The organism is Salinispora oceanensis (assembly GCF_000383575.1).
In the GTDB taxonomy this organism is placed as follows: domain Bacteria; phylum Actinomycetota; class Actinomycetes; order Mycobacteriales; family Micromonosporaceae; genus Micromonospora; species Micromonospora oceanensis.
In genome coordinates this window covers 2,848,994-2,864,570 of the sequence record NZ_KB911579.1, presented here as the reverse complement: position 1 = coordinate 2,864,570, position 15,577 = coordinate 2,848,994, and the positions used below count along the sequence as shown (strand labels likewise).

Below are 15,577 nucleotides of genomic sequence, written 5' to 3'. Positions count from 1 at the left end.
CGGGCACGCCATCCGGCTCGCCCACGTTTTGTACGGATTCTTGAGCGCTCGCCGCGAGGTCACCTCGAAGACAATGCCACCCTGCGGTCCCCGCGCTACGGCGTCGACTTCCCGACCAGACAAGCCCGCCGGCAGTGATGCTGGTTCGGGGTTGACCTCGATCGTCCCGCACCCGGTCAGACCGGACCCGCGGCTCGGGCTGCGGCTTCGATGGATCTCTACTCGATGTCGCTGTTCGGTGGGTCCGGCGGAAGGGAGCGGACTGTCGAGCACGTGGAGCGACTGTTGGTGACGGCTGTCTGCGCGTCACGTCCACGGCTCGATCGCCCAGCGGGATGGCTGTGGTGCGGGCGAAAGCGAGCGAGGCTGGCGGAGATGTCGGGACAAGTTCCGGGGCCCCGAGTTGATAAGTAAATGCACGTTCATTTACCGTCAGTAGAGACTTCGACACACCCTATGGAGGTAGACCGAACGTGACCGAACTGAACCAGAAGCCAGAGGCGACAAGCCAGCCACCTTTCGCTGCCATCGCAACGTTGTGCCTGGTCCAGATGCTGCTGATCCTCGATATGACGGTGCTCGGCGTCGCAGTGCCCGTCATCCAGGTGGACCTGAAGGTGGACGCTGCGGACACGCAGTGGGTGGCCAGCGCCTACATGCTGACATTCGGCAGTCTGCTCGCCCTGTCCGGGCGACTCGGCGACCTATTCGGACCGCGGCGGTTGCTGCTGGTCGGCCTCGGGGTGTTCGTGGCCGCGTCGGTGTGGTGCGGCTTTGCGACGAGCGGTACCGAGTTGTTCGCGGCCAGGGCTGTTCAGGGCGTGGGCGCGGCGATGGTCTCCCCCACCGCCCTGGCCCTGCTCAACCTCGTCAGCACCACCGGCTCCGGACGCAACCGGGCTGTCGCGTGGTGGAGCTTCACCGGTCTCGCGGGGGCGGCGCTCGGCCAGGTCGTGGGCGGACTCGTGACCGATGCATTCGGGTGGCGCTGGATCTTCTTGCTCAACCTGCCGATCGGGCTCGTGGCCGGACTCGCCGTGGCATCGCTTTTGCCGCGCACCCGGCCGGTGCAGCGGGTGTCGCCGGACGTGCTCGGTGCGCTCACGCTCACCGGCTGGCTCGGGATGCTCGTGTTCACGCTGACGAGGGTCGAGCACGGGTCAAGCGCCCTGGTGATGACAATGAGCGCGGCCACGACGGTGGTGTTGCTGGCAGCCTTCGTGGCCGTGGAGCGCAGGCACAGCGACCCGCTCGTGCCGTTGGCGGTGTTCGCCGAACCTGGGGTTCGAGCGGGCAATGTGATCAATCTGCTGTCCACCGCCGCCAACCTCGGCGTCATGTTCTACGTGACCTTCTACATGATGCGTGTGCTCGGCTACTCAGCCACGGACGCCGGCCTGGCCTACCTGCCGATCACGCTGGTGATGGCGGTGATCGCGACCAGGGTGGCGTGGTTGATGGAGAAGGTGGGTGCGCAAGCACTGCTTCTGATGGGCACAGCAGGTGGCGCGGCCGGTTCGCTGTGGTTCGTGTTCGCGCCCGGCGACGGCTCCTACCTGGCGTGGATCTTCCCACCCCTGCTGCTGATCGGCGTCGGCGCGGCGTTCATCGAGGCTCCCGCGATCATCGTGGCGACGCGCGGGCTGCCGGAACGAAAGCAGGGGCTCGCGGCCGGCCTGATCAATACCTCCGAACAGGTGGGCCCGGTGCTGGGTCTCACGGTGGCGGTCACCATGGCAGCGGCGATCGTTCCGGTGACCGCCGACGACACACCCGTGCGGCTGCTCGACCACTACCACGTCGCCTTCGTCTCCGCGGTGGTCATGTACGTGCTGGCAGGCCTTGCCACGTTCCTCGTACCGCGGCGCAGCTACATCGGATCGGCTCCGGCACCCCTTGCGGCGAGTGCCGAAAACTGAACACAGCCTGGTAGCGCCAAACGATCACTACTCCTGTGCGTATCGAACGAACCGGAGGGAGATACAAGACGAACATCCAGCCTGGGAGGCTTCTGAACATGGATGCCAACGGGGTCAAAGTGATCCGCTGGCCGAAAGAGAAGGAGAGGGCGAGCGCACCCTCGCGCACCGGCTGCTGCACCGCCTGAAGGCCGACATGCTCCTGCTGGCCGACCGCGGCTTTCCCTCCTTCGGTCTGTGGGAGAAGGCCGCTGCCACCGGGGCCGGGCTGCTGTGGCGCGTGTCGGACGCCTTCCGCCTGCCGCTGGCACCTACCTCTCCCGGCGTCCGCGCGATGAACCACATCCGGGCGACTACCGGCATGCAACTGCTGTTGCGTCGGCTCCTCGAACGGCCGGCTGCCGTCAAGCCGGCTCTGGCAGCGGAGAGGCGCGGCCATGAGGAGGCTTCTGTCATCTCAGTGCTGCGGCGGGAGGGTCAGATGATCACGCGACGCGGCGTTAGTAAACGCCAATTCACTTATCGGGTACCATCCGTGCCATGAGCCCGCGACCGATGTCCGTCACCAACGAGCAGATCTTCGTCAGCGCGTCCCGCACGCTGGCCCGCATCGGCCCGCTCCGCGTCACGCTCAACGACGTGGCATCCGACCTCGGAATCTCGGCGGCCACGCTGGTCAAGCGATTCGGGTCCAAGCACGACCTGTTGGTCGCGATCAACGAGTACGAGGCGTCCAAGGTCGACGAGTTCTTCACTGAGATCGTCGCCAAGTTCGAGTCGCCGCTTGAAGCCCTCTACGCATTCATCGCGGCGCTCAGCAGCGACGTGGACAGCCCCGCGGAGATGGCCAACCACGTGGCGTTCCTGCATCTCGACCTCAGCGACGACGCACTGCACTACCACGCCGTGAGGTTCGCCCAGTCGATGCGCACGGGCATCGCGTCGCTGCTGGAGCGGGCCGTTGAGCAGGGTGAGCTCGTCGAGTGCGATGTGGACGGTATTGCCAGGGCGGTGCAGACGACGTACAACGGCGCGTTGATCATGTGGGCGATCCTCGGTGACGGCGAGCTCTCGGAGTGGGTGCGGCGCGATGTCGCGTTCCTGCTCAACCCTTTCTTGGTAGCGAAGTGAACGGAGCGAACGACGTGCGGCGTCACGACGACCGCGGCTGGATCGAAGTCACCGGTGCCCGGACCCACAACCTGCGCGACATTAGCGTGCGAATCCCGCGCGGAAAGCTGGTGGCGTTCACCGGCGTCAGCGGCAGCGGGAAGACCTCGCTGGCGGTCGACACCGTGCACGCCGAGGCACAACTGCGCTACCTCGAGGGCATCTCGCCGTTCGTGCGGCGCTACCTCGGCCAGCGCGACCGGCCCGAGGTCGACCGCATCACCGGCCTCGGCGCGACGCTCGCGGTGGACCAGCGCCGACTCAACAACAATCCTCGTTCCACAATGGCCACCGTCACCGGCATGGACGCGTACCTGGGCCTGGTCTACTCACGCCTGCCCGCGCTCCGCACCGGCGCCGAGCTCGCGACGACCAGCTTCGACAGGTTCAGCCCCGAGGGAGCCTGCCCGGTGTGCCACGGAGCGGGCGGTACCGTGCGTGCCGACGCGGAGCTGATCATCGACAATCCTGAACTTCCCCTGTTCTCAGGGGGTTCGCATTGGTTCGCGAAGTGGCGCTCCGGCGAGCACTCGTTCGTTCCCGCCCTCGCCGAGTTGCACCGCGTCGATCTGTCCGTGCCTTGGCGCGACCTGCCAGCGACTTTCCAGCACGCGGTCCTGCACGGCACCGGTGCGCAGGTCATCGACGCCAGCGTCACCATTCCGAGCCGGGCCACCGGCACCGAGTGGACCTACAGCAGCAGCCAGCCGATGCGCGGCGCCCTCGCCGAGGTGGAGCGCGTGTTCGCCAACGCGGGCAGCGAATCGAGCAAGCAGCGCTACCAGCGGTACATGCGCATGGCGCCCTGCCAGGATTGCGCTGGCAGTGGGTTCGGCGAGGCGGCCCGCACCGTCACCGTCGGCGGTCGCACCTATCCGGAACTGATCACACTCACCGGCACAGACCTCATCGACTGGGTGCACCAGGCCGAAGCCGAACTCGGCAACCAGGATCGCGCGGTCGGCCTCCCGCTGCTGCGCGAACTGGGCGCCCGCCTGACCGTCCTGCACCGCACCGGCCTGTCCCACCTGCAACTGAGCCGCGAGGCCTCGACCCTCTCCGGCGGCGAGCTGCAACGCGCACGCCTCGCAGCCCAGCTCAGCACTCCGCTTGAGGGCATCACGTTCGTCTTGGACGAACCCACCTCCGGCCTGCACCCCGCAGACAAGGCAGATGTCCTCGACATGCTGAAGGCGCTGCGGGACAACGGCAATAGCGTGCTGCTCGTCGAACACGACCCGGAGATCGTCAAGGCCTGCGACTGGGTCGTCGACATCGGACCGGGAGCCGGCCGCGACGGTGGTCACCTCCTCATCTCCGCACCACCGGCCGAAGCGGCCCACCACGAGACCTCACCGACCGCGGCCTACCTCTCCGGCCGCAAACAACGCGTCGAACGCAAGACCCGAGACGCCGATCCAGCCCGTTGGCTCACCGTCCGCGACATCAGCAACCAAAACGTCGACGTCGCGGAAGTACAGGTGCCCCAGGGCAGACTCACCTGCCTGACAGGCCCGAGCGGCAGCGGCAAGAGCAGCCTGCTGCACGCGTTCGCCTCGGCCGTCGAAGCCGACGACACAGCACCCGTCGCCTGGGTGGCCGTCGTCGACCAGGACCCCATCGGCCGCACCCCGAGGTCGAACCCCGCCACCTACAGCAAGGCCTTCGACGCGATCCGCACCCTGTTCGCCTCCACAGACCACGCCCGCAAAGCCGAGCTGAATGCTTCCACGTTCTCCTTCAACACCGCCGGTGGCCGCTGCGTGGACTGCTCCGGCCATGGCCGCAAACTCGTCGACATGCACTTCCTGCCAGACGTCTGGGTCACCTGCACCACCTGCGCGGGCCGCCGCTTCACCCAGCAGGTCCTGGACGTCGAGTACCAAGGCCTCTCCATCGACGCGGTACTCGACCTGACCATCGACGAAGCCGCGGAGTTCTTCACCGGCCCCGACTCCCTGGTCGCCACACTCCACGCCCTGCGCCAGGTGGGCCTCGGCTACGTCACCCTCGGCCAGAGCGCGACCGACCTCTCCGGCGGCGAAGCACAGCGCCTCAAACTAGCTACCACGATCCAACGAGGCAACCGGGGCCGCAAACGCGGCCTGGTCGTCCTGGACGAGCCGGTGACGGGCCTGCACCCCGCCGACGTCCAGCGCCTCGTCGAAGCCCTCGACGTCCTCATCGACGCCGGCAACACCGTGGTTGTGGCGGAGCACGACCTCCACCTCGCTGCACGCGCCGATTGGATCATCGACCTGGGCCCGGGAGCCGGCCCTGCCGGTGGCCGAGTGGTCGCCACCGGCACACCAGCAGATCTGGTCACTGCCGACACCAAGACAGCACGCTACCTCCAGCACGTCCTGGGCTGAGCAGCGTTGTGTGGCGGGGGGAGTGATTCAAAATCGCATAGACAACAGTTAAGGCCCTAACCGGCATTATTGCTGGTCAGGGCCTTTTTATGTGGAGCTGAGGGGATTTGAACCCCTGACCCCCTCTCACCGATAGTCACGGCCTTAGGCTTGTCATTGGTCGTCGTATTTATGCACTGAGCTGCACGGACGCCACCAGGCCGTGGCCGTTGCTTGTCACCGATGGTAACTACTTGGAACGGGTTTCCGGGGGATAAACGGGGGCATGAACCCGGTGCCGGTGTCCCGGCGTCGTGCGGGAGCGGGATGCTGGCGCAGGTTGGCGTCTCGCCCGGGGCCACCGAGCTGACCATCACCGCAAGCATTCCGCTGTCTGCTGCGTCACCTCGACCCGCGGTGGGTGCTCCTGGACCGGGGTTGTTGCAGTGCGCCGAGAATGCCGAGGCCCAGGCCGAAAGTGCACCCGAACGCCATCCCGGCGGACAGCACGGCTTCGGCGACCGGCGCGTCAAGGCTGTTCTTCAGCATCGCCGTCACGAGGGCCGCGACGAGCGACGCGAGACCCATGACCAGGATCCACATAGGGATCGTGCCGGAGCGGTTCACGGGGCTTTCCTTTCTGCCAGGACGACGGTGCCGTCGATTTAGATGCTGGCCGAAGACCGGCTGGGCAGCGCGCACGGCATCTAGGCGGCGCTGCAGCGAGGCCGCGTGATCGTCGAGCGCGGTCGGGTTGAGTCCGGACGGCAGACGGCTGCATGACGCGGCGTTGCCGAACACCGAGGCCCGGCTGCGGCAGCTGTTCGACAAGCTGGCCCGCCACGGTCGGGTGCTGGTCGTGGTTGACCAGCCCGCCTCGATCGGCGCCCTGCCGGTCGCGGTCGCCCGGGCGTGCGGTCATCAGGTGGCCTACCTGCCCGGCCTGGCCATGCGACGCATCGCTGACCTACACCCCGGTAGCGCGAAGACCGACGCCCGCGACGCCCACGTCATCGCCGACGCCGCCCGCACCCTGCCCCACACCCTGCGACGGGTCGACACCGGCGACGAGGCCCTCGCCGAGTTGGAAGTCCTGGTCGGCTTCGACGACGACCTCGCTGGCGAGGCCACTCGCGTGTCCAACCGGATCCGGGGTCTGCTGACACAGATTCACCCCGCGCTGGAACGGGTCCTCGGCCCGAAAGTGCACCACAAGGCCGTGTTGGAACCTGCCGTGGACGATGGCGACGGAGATCTGGAGCCGCTCCATCTGCATTGGAAGCCGAGGTGCTTCCTGGGGTTGGGGCGGGTCTCGTCAATGGTCCCGCACGGCTGGGGAAATGTGGCCTGGCTAACCTGGGTCTCATAACTATACGTCGAGTAGAGTTACTGTATGCAGATTGCGGAAATGGCACGGACGGCGCCGACGAGGGCGCAGCGGTGGGGGTTGCTGGTCACGGTGGGCGCGGGACTGTTGTTGATCACGTTGGACAACTCGATCCTGTACACCGCCCTGCCGACCCTGACCGCCGATCTCGGGACGACCGGCACGCAGAGCTTGTGGATCATCAATGCCTATCCGGTGGTGATGGCGGGGCTGCTGCTGGGCAGCGGCACGCTGGGTGACCGGGTCGGGCACCGCCGGATGTTCCTGGTTGGGCTAGTGGTGTTCGCCGCCGCGTCCCTGCTGGCGGCGTTTGCGCCCAGTACGGGGGTGTTGATCGCCGCGCGGGCGTTGCTCGCGGTGGGCGCGGCGACGATGATGCCCGCTACCCTGGCCCTGATCCGGGTGGCGTTCCAGGTGGAGCGGGAACGCAACATCGCGATCGCGGTGTGGGGTTCCCTGGCCATCGTGGGTGCCGCGCTTGGACCGATCGTCGGCGGGGCACTGCTGGAAGCGTTCTGGTGGGGATCGGTGTTCCTGGTCAATGTTCCAGTCGTCGTCGCCGCCGTGGCGGCGACACTGCTGGTCGCGCCACCGAACGCCCCGGACCCAAGCAAGCGGTGGGACCTGGTGTCCTCGTTGCAGGCGATGGTCGGCCTGGTCGGCGCGGTGTTCGCGATCAAGGAACTCGCGCACCAGCCGCCGTCGCCGACCGTGCTGGCAGCCGCGGTACTCGCCTCGGCCGTCGGAGGCACCCTCTTCGTCCGCCGGCAGCGACGCCTGGCCGATCCGCTGCTGGACTTCGCGATCTTCCGGAACCCGGCTTTCACCTCCGGAGTCCTGGCCGCCGCGGTCGCTCTGTTCGCCATCGCCGGGCTCCAACTGATCACCACCCAGCGGTTCCAGCTCGTCGCGGGCTACACCCCCCTGCAAGCGGGCCTGCTGGTCGCGGCGGTCGCTGCCGGTTCGATCCCGACGACCATGCTGGGCGGCGCGGTCCTACACCGCACCGGACTACTGCCGCTGATCACCGGCGGTCTCGCCCTCGCCGTGCCCGGTGTCGTCCTCGTCGCCGTCGGCCTGCACGCCGGCCCTCCCGTCCTGGTCACCGGCATGGTCGTTACCGGCGCCGGGCTCGGCATGGCCATGTCCGTCGCCTCTACCGCCATCGTCGGCAACGCCCCTGCCCGCCGTGCCGGCATGGCAGCCTCCGTCGAGGAGGTCTCCTACGAGTTCGGGGCGCTGACCGCCGTCGCGCTGCTGGGCAGCCTGGGCACCTTCGTCTACGCCACTGCGGTTCGCCTCCCGCCGGGCGCACCGACAGCGGCCGGCGACAGCCTGGTTGACGCCCTCGGCACAGCCGACGGTAACCAGATCATCATCGACGCCGCACACACCGCCTACGACACCGGCTACCTGATTACCGTCGCCGTCGTGGCCGTCGTCCTCACCATCGGCGCGGCCCTCACCGGACGGCTCCTGCGCCACCATGGCCCCGGCACCCCAGCCGGCGTCTACCCAACCGACCACTAACGACAGAACGGGCCCACCATGCGACCGAGCAAGCGGACCCACATCCTCGACGCCGCCCTACGCGTCTTCGAACGCGACGGCGTCACCGCCGTTACCTACGACACCGTCGCCGAGGAAGCCGGCATCACCAAAGCGGGACTCGTCTACCACTTCCCGACCCGCGAAGTGCTCCTACACGCCGTACAGGCACACCTCGCCGCCCAATGGGAAACCGCAATGACCAGCGTCGCCGGCGGACCCGCCGAGACGATCACCCCAGCCGAACGGCTCGCCGCCTACGCCACCGTCACCGCTCAAGCCGCCACCCGCGCCGACCTCGAACTCATCCTCCACATCAGCGCCGAACCGGCGACCGGCGCGCCATTCATCGACGTGATGAACCGCTGGACACCACCACCCCCACCACCCACCCCACCCCTGACCACCGACCAACTCCGCGCGCTGATCGCACGCCTCGCCGCCGACGGCCTCTGGCTCCACGAAACACTCACCGGCACACCCATGCCCGACCAGATGCGCCGGTACATCGCCCAGCACATCGCCGACCTCGTCTCCAGCCCGACAACTGGTCCCGAGCGCGCAGGCGATAGGCCGTCCCCAGCAATCTAGACACACGCGGGCGAACGACTGACGGCCCGCGAACCGGGCAGACCCGCCGTCACCGGGAACCCGGTCGCGCCCACGCGTTTGTGGGGGTTTCCGGGGGGTGATTCAAAATTGCATAGACAACAGTTAAGGCCCTGACCGGCATTATTGCTGGTCAGGGCCTTTTTATGTGGAGCTGAGGGGATTTGAACCCCTGACCCCCTCGATGCGAACGAGGTGCGCTACCGGTCTGCGCCACAGCCCCTCCGCCGGTGTACCGGCTTAGGTCCCACTCGGCATCACCGAGCGGGCCGGCGCTAAGGCTAACAGGTTGCTGGGCCAACCTGCGAATTACCCCCGACGCGGCGAAGGGGTACGCCACGAGCCGAGCGGGTGGAACGCCCGGTTCCCGCCGGGCCGGGCGGCCGCTCCGAGGTCAGGCTGGGTGGGCACCACGGCCGGACTGGTACGGGCGTCCACGGAGGCCGCCGGCCCGCCGGTAGGAGACGGTCCCGCCGTTCGCCGCCGCCGGCAGGTCCGCCGGCCGATCCAGGCCCATCGCGGTACGGCGCACCGACTCCCGTTGGGCCGCGAGGCGGCGCTGTGCTTCCCGCCGAGACGCGGCCCGGCGTGCCTGCTCCCGCCGCACCTCGGCTTGGCGGGCGGCCAGCCAGGCTGCCTCGCGGGCTTCGACGCGCCGGCGGCGCTGGTCAGCGAGGGCACGGGAACGCAGGTGGGCGACGTAGACCAGGAGCAGAGTGCCGGTGACCGCGAAGCCGATCCAGAATCCGGGGCCGACGACCAGCACGCCGACCAGCTCAACGGCGTTGAGCAGGATCAGCGCGGCGAGTACCCGTCGCCGCCGATAGACGGCTGGGGTGTGCTGGCGACGACGCGGCGGGGGCCGGCGGGGACCGGCAGCCGGGCGCCGGGCGAGCCGACGCTGCCGACCGGGGTTCGCTGGAACCGCACGCAGCTGGTCCGACCGACGGGACCCTGGCGCCGATTCGGCACCGCCGGCACCGGAGCCCCCATTTTCACTTAACGTGACCGATAGCGAACGCGGCGGATTTATCGGTCGGCGGCCTGGGACAGTGCGGCGTCGTCGACGGCGCTGGAGCACCCGCGCCGTCGACTTCGCCCGCTCCGCCGCCAGCCGCTCGGTCGCGTCGTACCGGCGGACCAGGGCCGGCGCCAGGGCGAGCAGGCCAGCGGCGGCGAGGACGGCGAGGAGCACCGAGGTCGGCACCCGCACCCCTCCCGTTCACCGAATTTCAGGCAAGCGCAGGCCAACGCCGGACGATCTTTCACTTTTCGGCCTGAAGCCGAAGATCCTACGGGTGGGCTGCAAATGCCGTAGCTTGCAGTTACCTGAGGTTACGGGCGAAGGCACCGGATGCTGGCACGCCGCGCCGATCGTCCCGTCCTGGACCCATTCAGCCGGTCGTGGCCCGAACCCGGTACCAACGGGCCAGCAGGCCCCCCTCGGCAGCCACGTCCTCGCTGGTCAGGGCGTACCCGATGTGGTCACGCCAGGTGCCGTCGATGTGCATGTAGCGCACGTGGTACGCCTCCTCGCGAAAGCCCAGCTTCTGCATCACCCGACGCGACGGCTGGTTCTCCGGGCGGATGCTGATCTCGATCCGGTGCAGCCGGCCCGGCCCGAAGGCGTGGTCCACCGCCAGGGCAAGCGCGGTAGGGATGATGCCTCGCCCCGCCACCCGGGAATCGACCCAGTAGCCGGCACAGCCCGAGCAGAACGCCTGGCGCACGATGCTGCCGACATTCAGATGCCCGACCAGGCGTTCCCGTCCTCCCTCGCGGAGACACACCACAAACGGCATGCTCTCGCCAATCCGGGCCGAGCGGCGCTGCTCCCGATACACCCAGCGGAAGGCGTCGGGTGAGTTCAGGTTCGCCCAGGCACCCGGGAGCGACGCCTCCCAGGGGGCGAGCCACGCCTCGTTGGCGCGGCGCACCTCAGACCAGGCCACGGCGTCGGAACGCCGGTAGGGCCGCAACAACACCGGACCGTCCGCCAACACGGCGGGCCATCCCGGCGTTCGGCGTCCCAGAAGGCTCACCTGGCTGATCCTCCGCCCACGGCACCGGCCGGGGCAAGCACCCTCACCGACGTCGGTCCAGCAGCAACACGTCCACCGTGGAACCCGCCGCGGCGGTGGTCACCCGCTCACCGAGCACCAACAACCCGTTCGCCTCGGCCAGCCCGGACAGGGCCAGCGGCCCGCCTCGTAGCGGCTGGACGGTGTAGCCGCCGCCACGCCGTTCCGCGACCTGGGCCGGCCGGAACTCACGCAACCCCGCCGGCGAGGAGATCGTCTCCAGCAGATGTCCCCGAACACCGGGGCGAAAGACCGGCTCCGCCCCAGCCAACATATTGATCACCGGTCGGGCGAGTACCTCGAAACCGATCAGTGCCGCCCCCGGATCACCGGGGAGGCAGACCACCGGTACCTCCTCCGGGCCGACCGTACCGAAGCCGAGGGCGGTGCCGGGGTAGAGCGCCACCTCGGTGAAGGCCACCGGTCCGGTCCGGTTCCCCTCCCGACGGGAGAGAATCCGCCGGACCATGTCCCCCGGCCCGGTGCCGGTGCCACCGGTGGTGATGATCAGATCGGCCCGCAGGGTCTGGTCCTCCAGCAGGCCACGTAACGCCTCCGGGTCGTCGTCGCAGATGCCCACCCGGTACGCGAGAGCGCCGGCCTCAGCTGCCGCCGCGGTCAACGCGTGCGAGTTCACGTCCACCACCTGGCCGGGTTGGCTGCCCCGCCCCACCTCAACGAGTTCGTCACCGGTGGCCACGACCACCACGCGTGGGCTGGGCCGGACCACCACATGGCCGATTCCGGTGGCGGCGAGCACCGCGACCAGCGCCGGCGAGACGTAGGCACCGGCCCGGGCGAGCAACGTGCCGGCCGGGAGTTCCTCGCCGGCCTTGCGGACGCTGTACCCCCGCTTCGGCACTCGGTAGATCTCCACCGAGGCCATGCCCTGGTCGGTCCACTCGACCGGAACCACCACGTCCGCACCGATCGGCAGCGGCGCGCCGGCGGCCACCGAGAAGCAGGTCCCCGGGGTGAGTCGGACCGGACGCCAACTAGCGGCACCCAGGTCACCGACGACGTTGAGCTGCACGGCTCGCCCGCCGGGCGAGCCGGCCTGGGCCGGCAGGGACACGATGCCCCGGCCACCGGCGGCAATGTCCTCCCAGCACGCCGCGTACCCGTCCACGGCCGCCTGGTCGAAGGCCGGGACGGAGTGGGTAGCGGCGACGTCCTCAGCGAGGACGTTGCCGTACGCCTGGGTGAGGTCGAGGTCGAGCGGCGGCAGCGCGCGTAACCTGCGCAGCACACTGCCCAGGTAGTCGGCGAGCGGCGTCAACTCGTTCACGGCCGCCTCGGCGTCGGCCGTCGCGGTCATGTACGTGGACCACCCGAGGAGCCCGCGTTGACAAAGTCGGCGAGCCACTTACGGAACTCGGCGCCAAGGTCGTCACGCTCCGCGGCGATCTGCACGACGGTCTGGAGATAGCCCAACGGCATGCCCGTGTCGTACCGGGTGCCCCGGTAGACGATGGCGTGCACCGGCACCCCCTCGGTGCGCAGAAGCTCCATCGCATCGGTCAGCTGGATCTCGCCGCCGCTGCCCGGATCGGTCCGGCGGATCGCGTCAAAGATGCGGCCAGGAAGGACGTAGCGGCCCAACACGGCGAGATTACTGGGGGCTTCCTCCGGCTCCGGCTTCTCCACCATGCCGGTTACCCGGACCACGTCGCCGATGTCGGCGAACTCCGCCTCGGTTGGAGCCACCGAGGCGATGCCGTAACGGGAGGTCTGGTCCGGCTCGACCTCGAAGAAGGCCAGCACGACCCCGCCCGTACGGGCCTGCAGCTCCAACATGGCCGGCAGCAGCGGCTCGGTCGGCTTCACGAACTCGTCCCCGAGCAGCACCGCGAAGGGCTGGTCCCCCATGTGGGACTCGGCGTAGCCAACGGCGTGGCCGAGCCCGAGCTGATCTGGCTGCCGGCAGGTGTAGATGGCGGCCAGGTCCTCGGTCCGCTTGACCGCGGCCAGCAGCTCCGGCTTCTTCGCGAGCCGTTCTTCCAGGTCGGGACGGCGGTCGAAGTGATCGACCATGGAGGTCTTGCCTCGCCCGGTGATCAGTAGGACATCGGTGATCCCGGCCTGGGTGGCCTCCTCGACGATGTACTGCAACACCGGCCGGTCAACCACGGGGAGCAGCTCCTTGGGCACCGCTTTGGTGGCGGGCAGGAAGCGGGTGGCGAGCCCGGCGGCCGGAATGACCGCCTTGACCGCGCGGGGACCACCGGTCAAGGCGGCAGCCGATGGAGGATTCGCTGAGTGCTCCGACATGCCGCGAGACTATCGGCCGCGGCTCTGGCGTGGCGGGTGAGGACCGGAAGTCGCGCCGCGGGGAGTGGCCGCCCCAGAGCCCGGCACCACCTCGCTCTCCGACCCGTTCCCACCGGCACCGGGCTGCGCCGGCGGCTCGCGCCGCGCCCCGGCGCGGGGCGCACCCTCGTCCGAGCCGGCCGGCGCCGGTAGCCCGGGCGCGGGCGCCTTCGCCGCCCCGGCGACCCGGCAGGTGTCTCGGCCGCTGGCTTTCGCCGCGTACAGGGCCTCATCAGCGGCGTTGAGCACCTCCTGTCCGGTGCCGCCGTGGTCGGGGTGGACAGCGACACCAATGGAGACGGTCACCGGCACCAGGACCGGGGCAGCCAACCCGCCGACGGCGATCGGAGCGTCCCGCACCGCCGCACCGAGCCGCTCCGCGACAGTCGCCGCGCCCACGGCGTCGGTCTCCGGCAACAGCACCACGAACTCCTCTCCCCCCAACCGGAAGGCGAGGTCGACCTCACGGATCTCGCCGCGAATCCGTCGGGCGAACTCGACCAGCACCCGATCCCCGGCGGCGTGCCCGTGCGTGTCGTTGACGTGTTTGAAGCGGTCCAGGTCGAGGGCGAGAACGCTGAGCATTCGGCCGAACCGGGTGGCCCGTTCCACCTCACGGCGAAGCGACTGGCGCAGGTAGCGGTAGTTCCAGAGACCGGTGAGCGGATCGGTGAGTGACAGCCGCTGGGTCTCCTCGTGCACCCGGACGTTGTCCACCGCCACGGCGGCGTGGCCGGCGAAGGTACGCAGAGTGACCAGGTCATCGTCGGCGAAATCCTCCCCACCGAGCCGGTCGTAGAGGGCGAGCACGCCGAACGTCGCCGGAGCCGCACCACTCGGCGGGCCGCCCGGGCGGGGGGACGGGCTGTCCGCCCACGGGACGCCGCCGTCCCGCGGGGCTGCGAAGGGCACCGCGATGTACGTCCGGCAGGGGGGCTCCGCCGACGGCGCCACGGTCGGCTCCACCCGGCCGCGGCGTGCCTCGCCGCTGACCGTAACCGCGCCCACCAGGTCGGCCAGCGGCACCCGGACCGGCCCCGGCTCACCGGCCGGCGCTTCGAGCCCCTCGGTGGCCTGCGCGACCAGCAGCCCGCCCGGGTCCACGAGGAGTACCGCCCCCGCTCGGGCGCCGGTCGCCGCGATCGCGCTGTGCAGGATGACCCGCAGGATGCGCTGCAGGTCGTGGGTGCTGGCCAGGGTGTCCCCCAACACCTCCAGGTGTCCGCGCAGCTGGTCCCGGCTACTGGTCAGGGCGGCGACGTAGGTGCCGGTCTCCCGGGTCATCCGGTTGAACGCTCCGGCCAGCCGCCCGATCTCGTCCCGGCCGCGCACCGGCACCCGCGCGGTCAGGTCACCCCGGGCCACCCGGTCTACCGCCCCCGCCAGTTCGACCAAGGGCCGGCTGGTGGCCCGGGCCAGGCGTCCGGCGACGACGACCGCCAGCAGCACGGCCAACAGCACGGCGGCGACCAGAACGGCGTACAGGCTGGGGGGCCGGTCGCTCGGAACGGAGAGCACCAGTGACAGCGGCTGCCCGTCGGACGGCCCGACCCGCCGCAGGTACCGACCGTCGTCGGTGCCCACCACCTGCTCATCCTCCAGTCCACCGACAGCCCCGAGTACCGCCTCACGGACTCCCGCGGACTCGGTGGTGTGCCGGAGCCGGCTGGCCGGGTCCGGGCCCTCGAGCAGGGTGACCGCCGCCCCGGTGAGCACCGCCAGCCGCGCCACGAACGCGGGGTCGACCGGCTGCGCGGCGGTGACCGCGCCCCGGGCGGCCCCGGTGGCATCGCGCAGCTCCACCCGGGCGGCCAACGCGCCGGGCGGAGCGTCGGCCGGGGTACGGTCCGCGCAGTCCCGCCAGGACGCGGCGGGCAGCGGCGTGGTGGTGTGGAGCACCTGCCCCCCAAGGTCGGTGATCCGTACGGCGGCGGCGAGACCCCGATCGACCACCTGCCTCGCGGCGACCGCTTGGTCGCCGGCGAGGGCCACCACCTCCGCGGCGGTCCGCAGCTGCTGGCAGAGCGTGTCAACCGCGGTTCGGACGGTGGTCGCGGCGACCGCGAGCCGGTCAGCGGAGCGACTTCGATCGATGCTGGTCACGGCGGATCCCACCAAGTACGCCCCGATCACCACCGGGCCGGCCACCACCGTGAGGAAGGCTGCGGTTAAGCGTGCCCGTAATGTCACTCGGTCCCCCCG

At 69.7% G+C, this 15,577-nt stretch carries 12 protein-coding genes, 1 tRNA gene and 1 pseudogene; 7 read left to right on the top strand and 7 right to left on the bottom strand.

The window, feature by feature from the left end; all coding sequences use genetic code 11:
• Window positions 1-473: 473 nt before the first annotated feature.
• The 4 genes from SALPAC4_RS0113460 to SALPAC4_RS0113445 all read left to right on the top strand — a co-directional run bounded on the left by SALPAC4_RS0113460 (window position 474) and on the right by SALPAC4_RS0113445 (window position 5,461).
• Window positions 474-1,919, top strand: a complete 1,446-nt coding sequence (locus SALPAC4_RS0113460) for an MFS transporter (RefSeq protein WP_019870770.1) — start codon at window positions 474-476, stop codon at window positions 1,917-1,919.
• 196 nt (window positions 1,920-2,115) lie between these two features.
• Window positions 2,116-2,463, top strand: coding sequence for a hypothetical protein (locus tag SALPAC4_RS0113455; RefSeq protein ID WP_019870769.1), 348 nt, complete (start codon window positions 2,116-2,118; stop codon window positions 2,461-2,463).
• 11 nt (window positions 2,464-2,474) lie between these two features.
• Window positions 2,475-3,050: a TetR/AcrR family transcriptional regulator gene (locus SALPAC4_RS0113450; protein ID WP_019870768.1), complete on the top strand. Its 576-nt coding sequence runs from the start codon at window positions 2,475-2,477 to the stop codon at window positions 3,048-3,050.
• Window positions 3,047-5,461, top strand: coding sequence for an excinuclease ABC subunit UvrA (locus SALPAC4_RS0113445; RefSeq protein ID WP_019870767.1), 2,415 nt, complete (start codon window positions 3,047-3,049; stop codon window positions 5,459-5,461). The genes SALPAC4_RS0113450 and SALPAC4_RS0113445 overlap by 4 nt, the downstream gene beginning before the upstream one ends.
• 381 nt (window positions 5,462-5,842) lie before the next feature.
• Here SALPAC4_RS0113445 and SALPAC4_RS28530 read toward each other — a convergent pair whose 3' ends face one another.
• Window positions 5,843-6,241, bottom strand: a complete 399-nt coding sequence (locus SALPAC4_RS28530) for a hypothetical protein (protein WP_223874756.1) — start codon at window positions 6,239-6,241, stop codon at window positions 5,843-5,845.
• On the opposite strand from SALPAC4_RS28530, the pseudogene SALPAC4_RS25330 reads away from it, so the two are divergent.
• From SALPAC4_RS25330 to SALPAC4_RS0113425, 3 genes and pseudogenes are all read left to right on the top strand, one after another.
• Window positions 6,186-6,668, top strand: a pseudogene (locus tag SALPAC4_RS25330) (IS110 family transposase); the annotation flags it as partial. The gene SALPAC4_RS28530 and the pseudogene SALPAC4_RS25330 overlap by 56 nt on opposite strands.
• Window positions 6,669-6,833: 165 nt before the next feature.
• Window positions 6,834-8,357, top strand: coding sequence for an MFS transporter (locus SALPAC4_RS0113430; RefSeq protein WP_223874755.1), 1,524 nt, complete (start codon window positions 6,834-6,836; stop codon window positions 8,355-8,357).
• A gap of 18 nt (window positions 8,358-8,375) precedes the next feature.
• On the top strand, window positions 8,376-8,966 hold the full coding sequence (locus tag SALPAC4_RS0113425) for a TetR/AcrR family transcriptional regulator (RefSeq protein ID WP_019870764.1): 591 nt from the start codon (window positions 8,376-8,378) through the stop codon (window positions 8,964-8,966).
• 167 nt (window positions 8,967-9,133) lie between these two features.
• Here SALPAC4_RS0113425 and SALPAC4_RS0113420 read toward each other — a convergent pair.
• The 6 genes from SALPAC4_RS0113420 to SALPAC4_RS0113395 form a co-directional block, all read right to left on the bottom strand.
• Window positions 9,134-9,207: transfer RNA gene (locus SALPAC4_RS0113420), tRNA-Ala, on the bottom strand.
• 171 nt (window positions 9,208-9,378) lie between these two features.
• Complete coding sequence (sepX, locus tag SALPAC4_RS0113415; protein ID WP_019870763.1) at window positions 9,379-10,197, bottom strand: divisome protein SepX/GlpR; 819 nt, start codon at window positions 10,195-10,197, stop codon at window positions 9,379-9,381.
• A gap of 181 nt (window positions 10,198-10,378) precedes the next feature.
• On the bottom strand, window positions 10,379-11,026 hold the full coding sequence (locus SALPAC4_RS0113410; protein ID WP_027644491.1) for a GNAT family N-acetyltransferase: 648 nt from the start codon (window positions 11,024-11,026) through the stop codon (window positions 10,379-10,381).
• Window positions 11,027-11,069: 43 nt separating this feature from the next.
• Window positions 11,070-12,383 carry a molybdopterin molybdotransferase MoeA gene (locus tag SALPAC4_RS0113405; protein ID WP_019870761.1) on the bottom strand — a complete coding sequence of 438 codons (1,314 nt, stop codon included), beginning with the start codon at window positions 12,381-12,383 and terminating at the stop codon, window positions 11,070-11,072.
• Window positions 12,380-13,336 carry a UTP--glucose-1-phosphate uridylyltransferase gene (locus SALPAC4_RS0113400; RefSeq protein WP_019870760.1) on the bottom strand — a complete coding sequence of 319 codons (957 nt, stop codon included), beginning with the start codon at window positions 13,334-13,336 and terminating at the stop codon, window positions 12,380-12,382. The genes SALPAC4_RS0113405 and SALPAC4_RS0113400 overlap by 4 nt, the downstream gene beginning before the upstream one ends.
• Before the next feature lie 9 nt (window positions 13,337-13,345).
• Complete coding sequence (locus SALPAC4_RS0113395; protein ID WP_019870759.1) at window positions 13,346-15,526, bottom strand: GGDEF domain-containing protein; 2,181 nt, start codon at window positions 15,524-15,526, stop codon at window positions 13,346-13,348.
• Window positions 15,527-15,577: the final 51 nt, after the last annotated feature.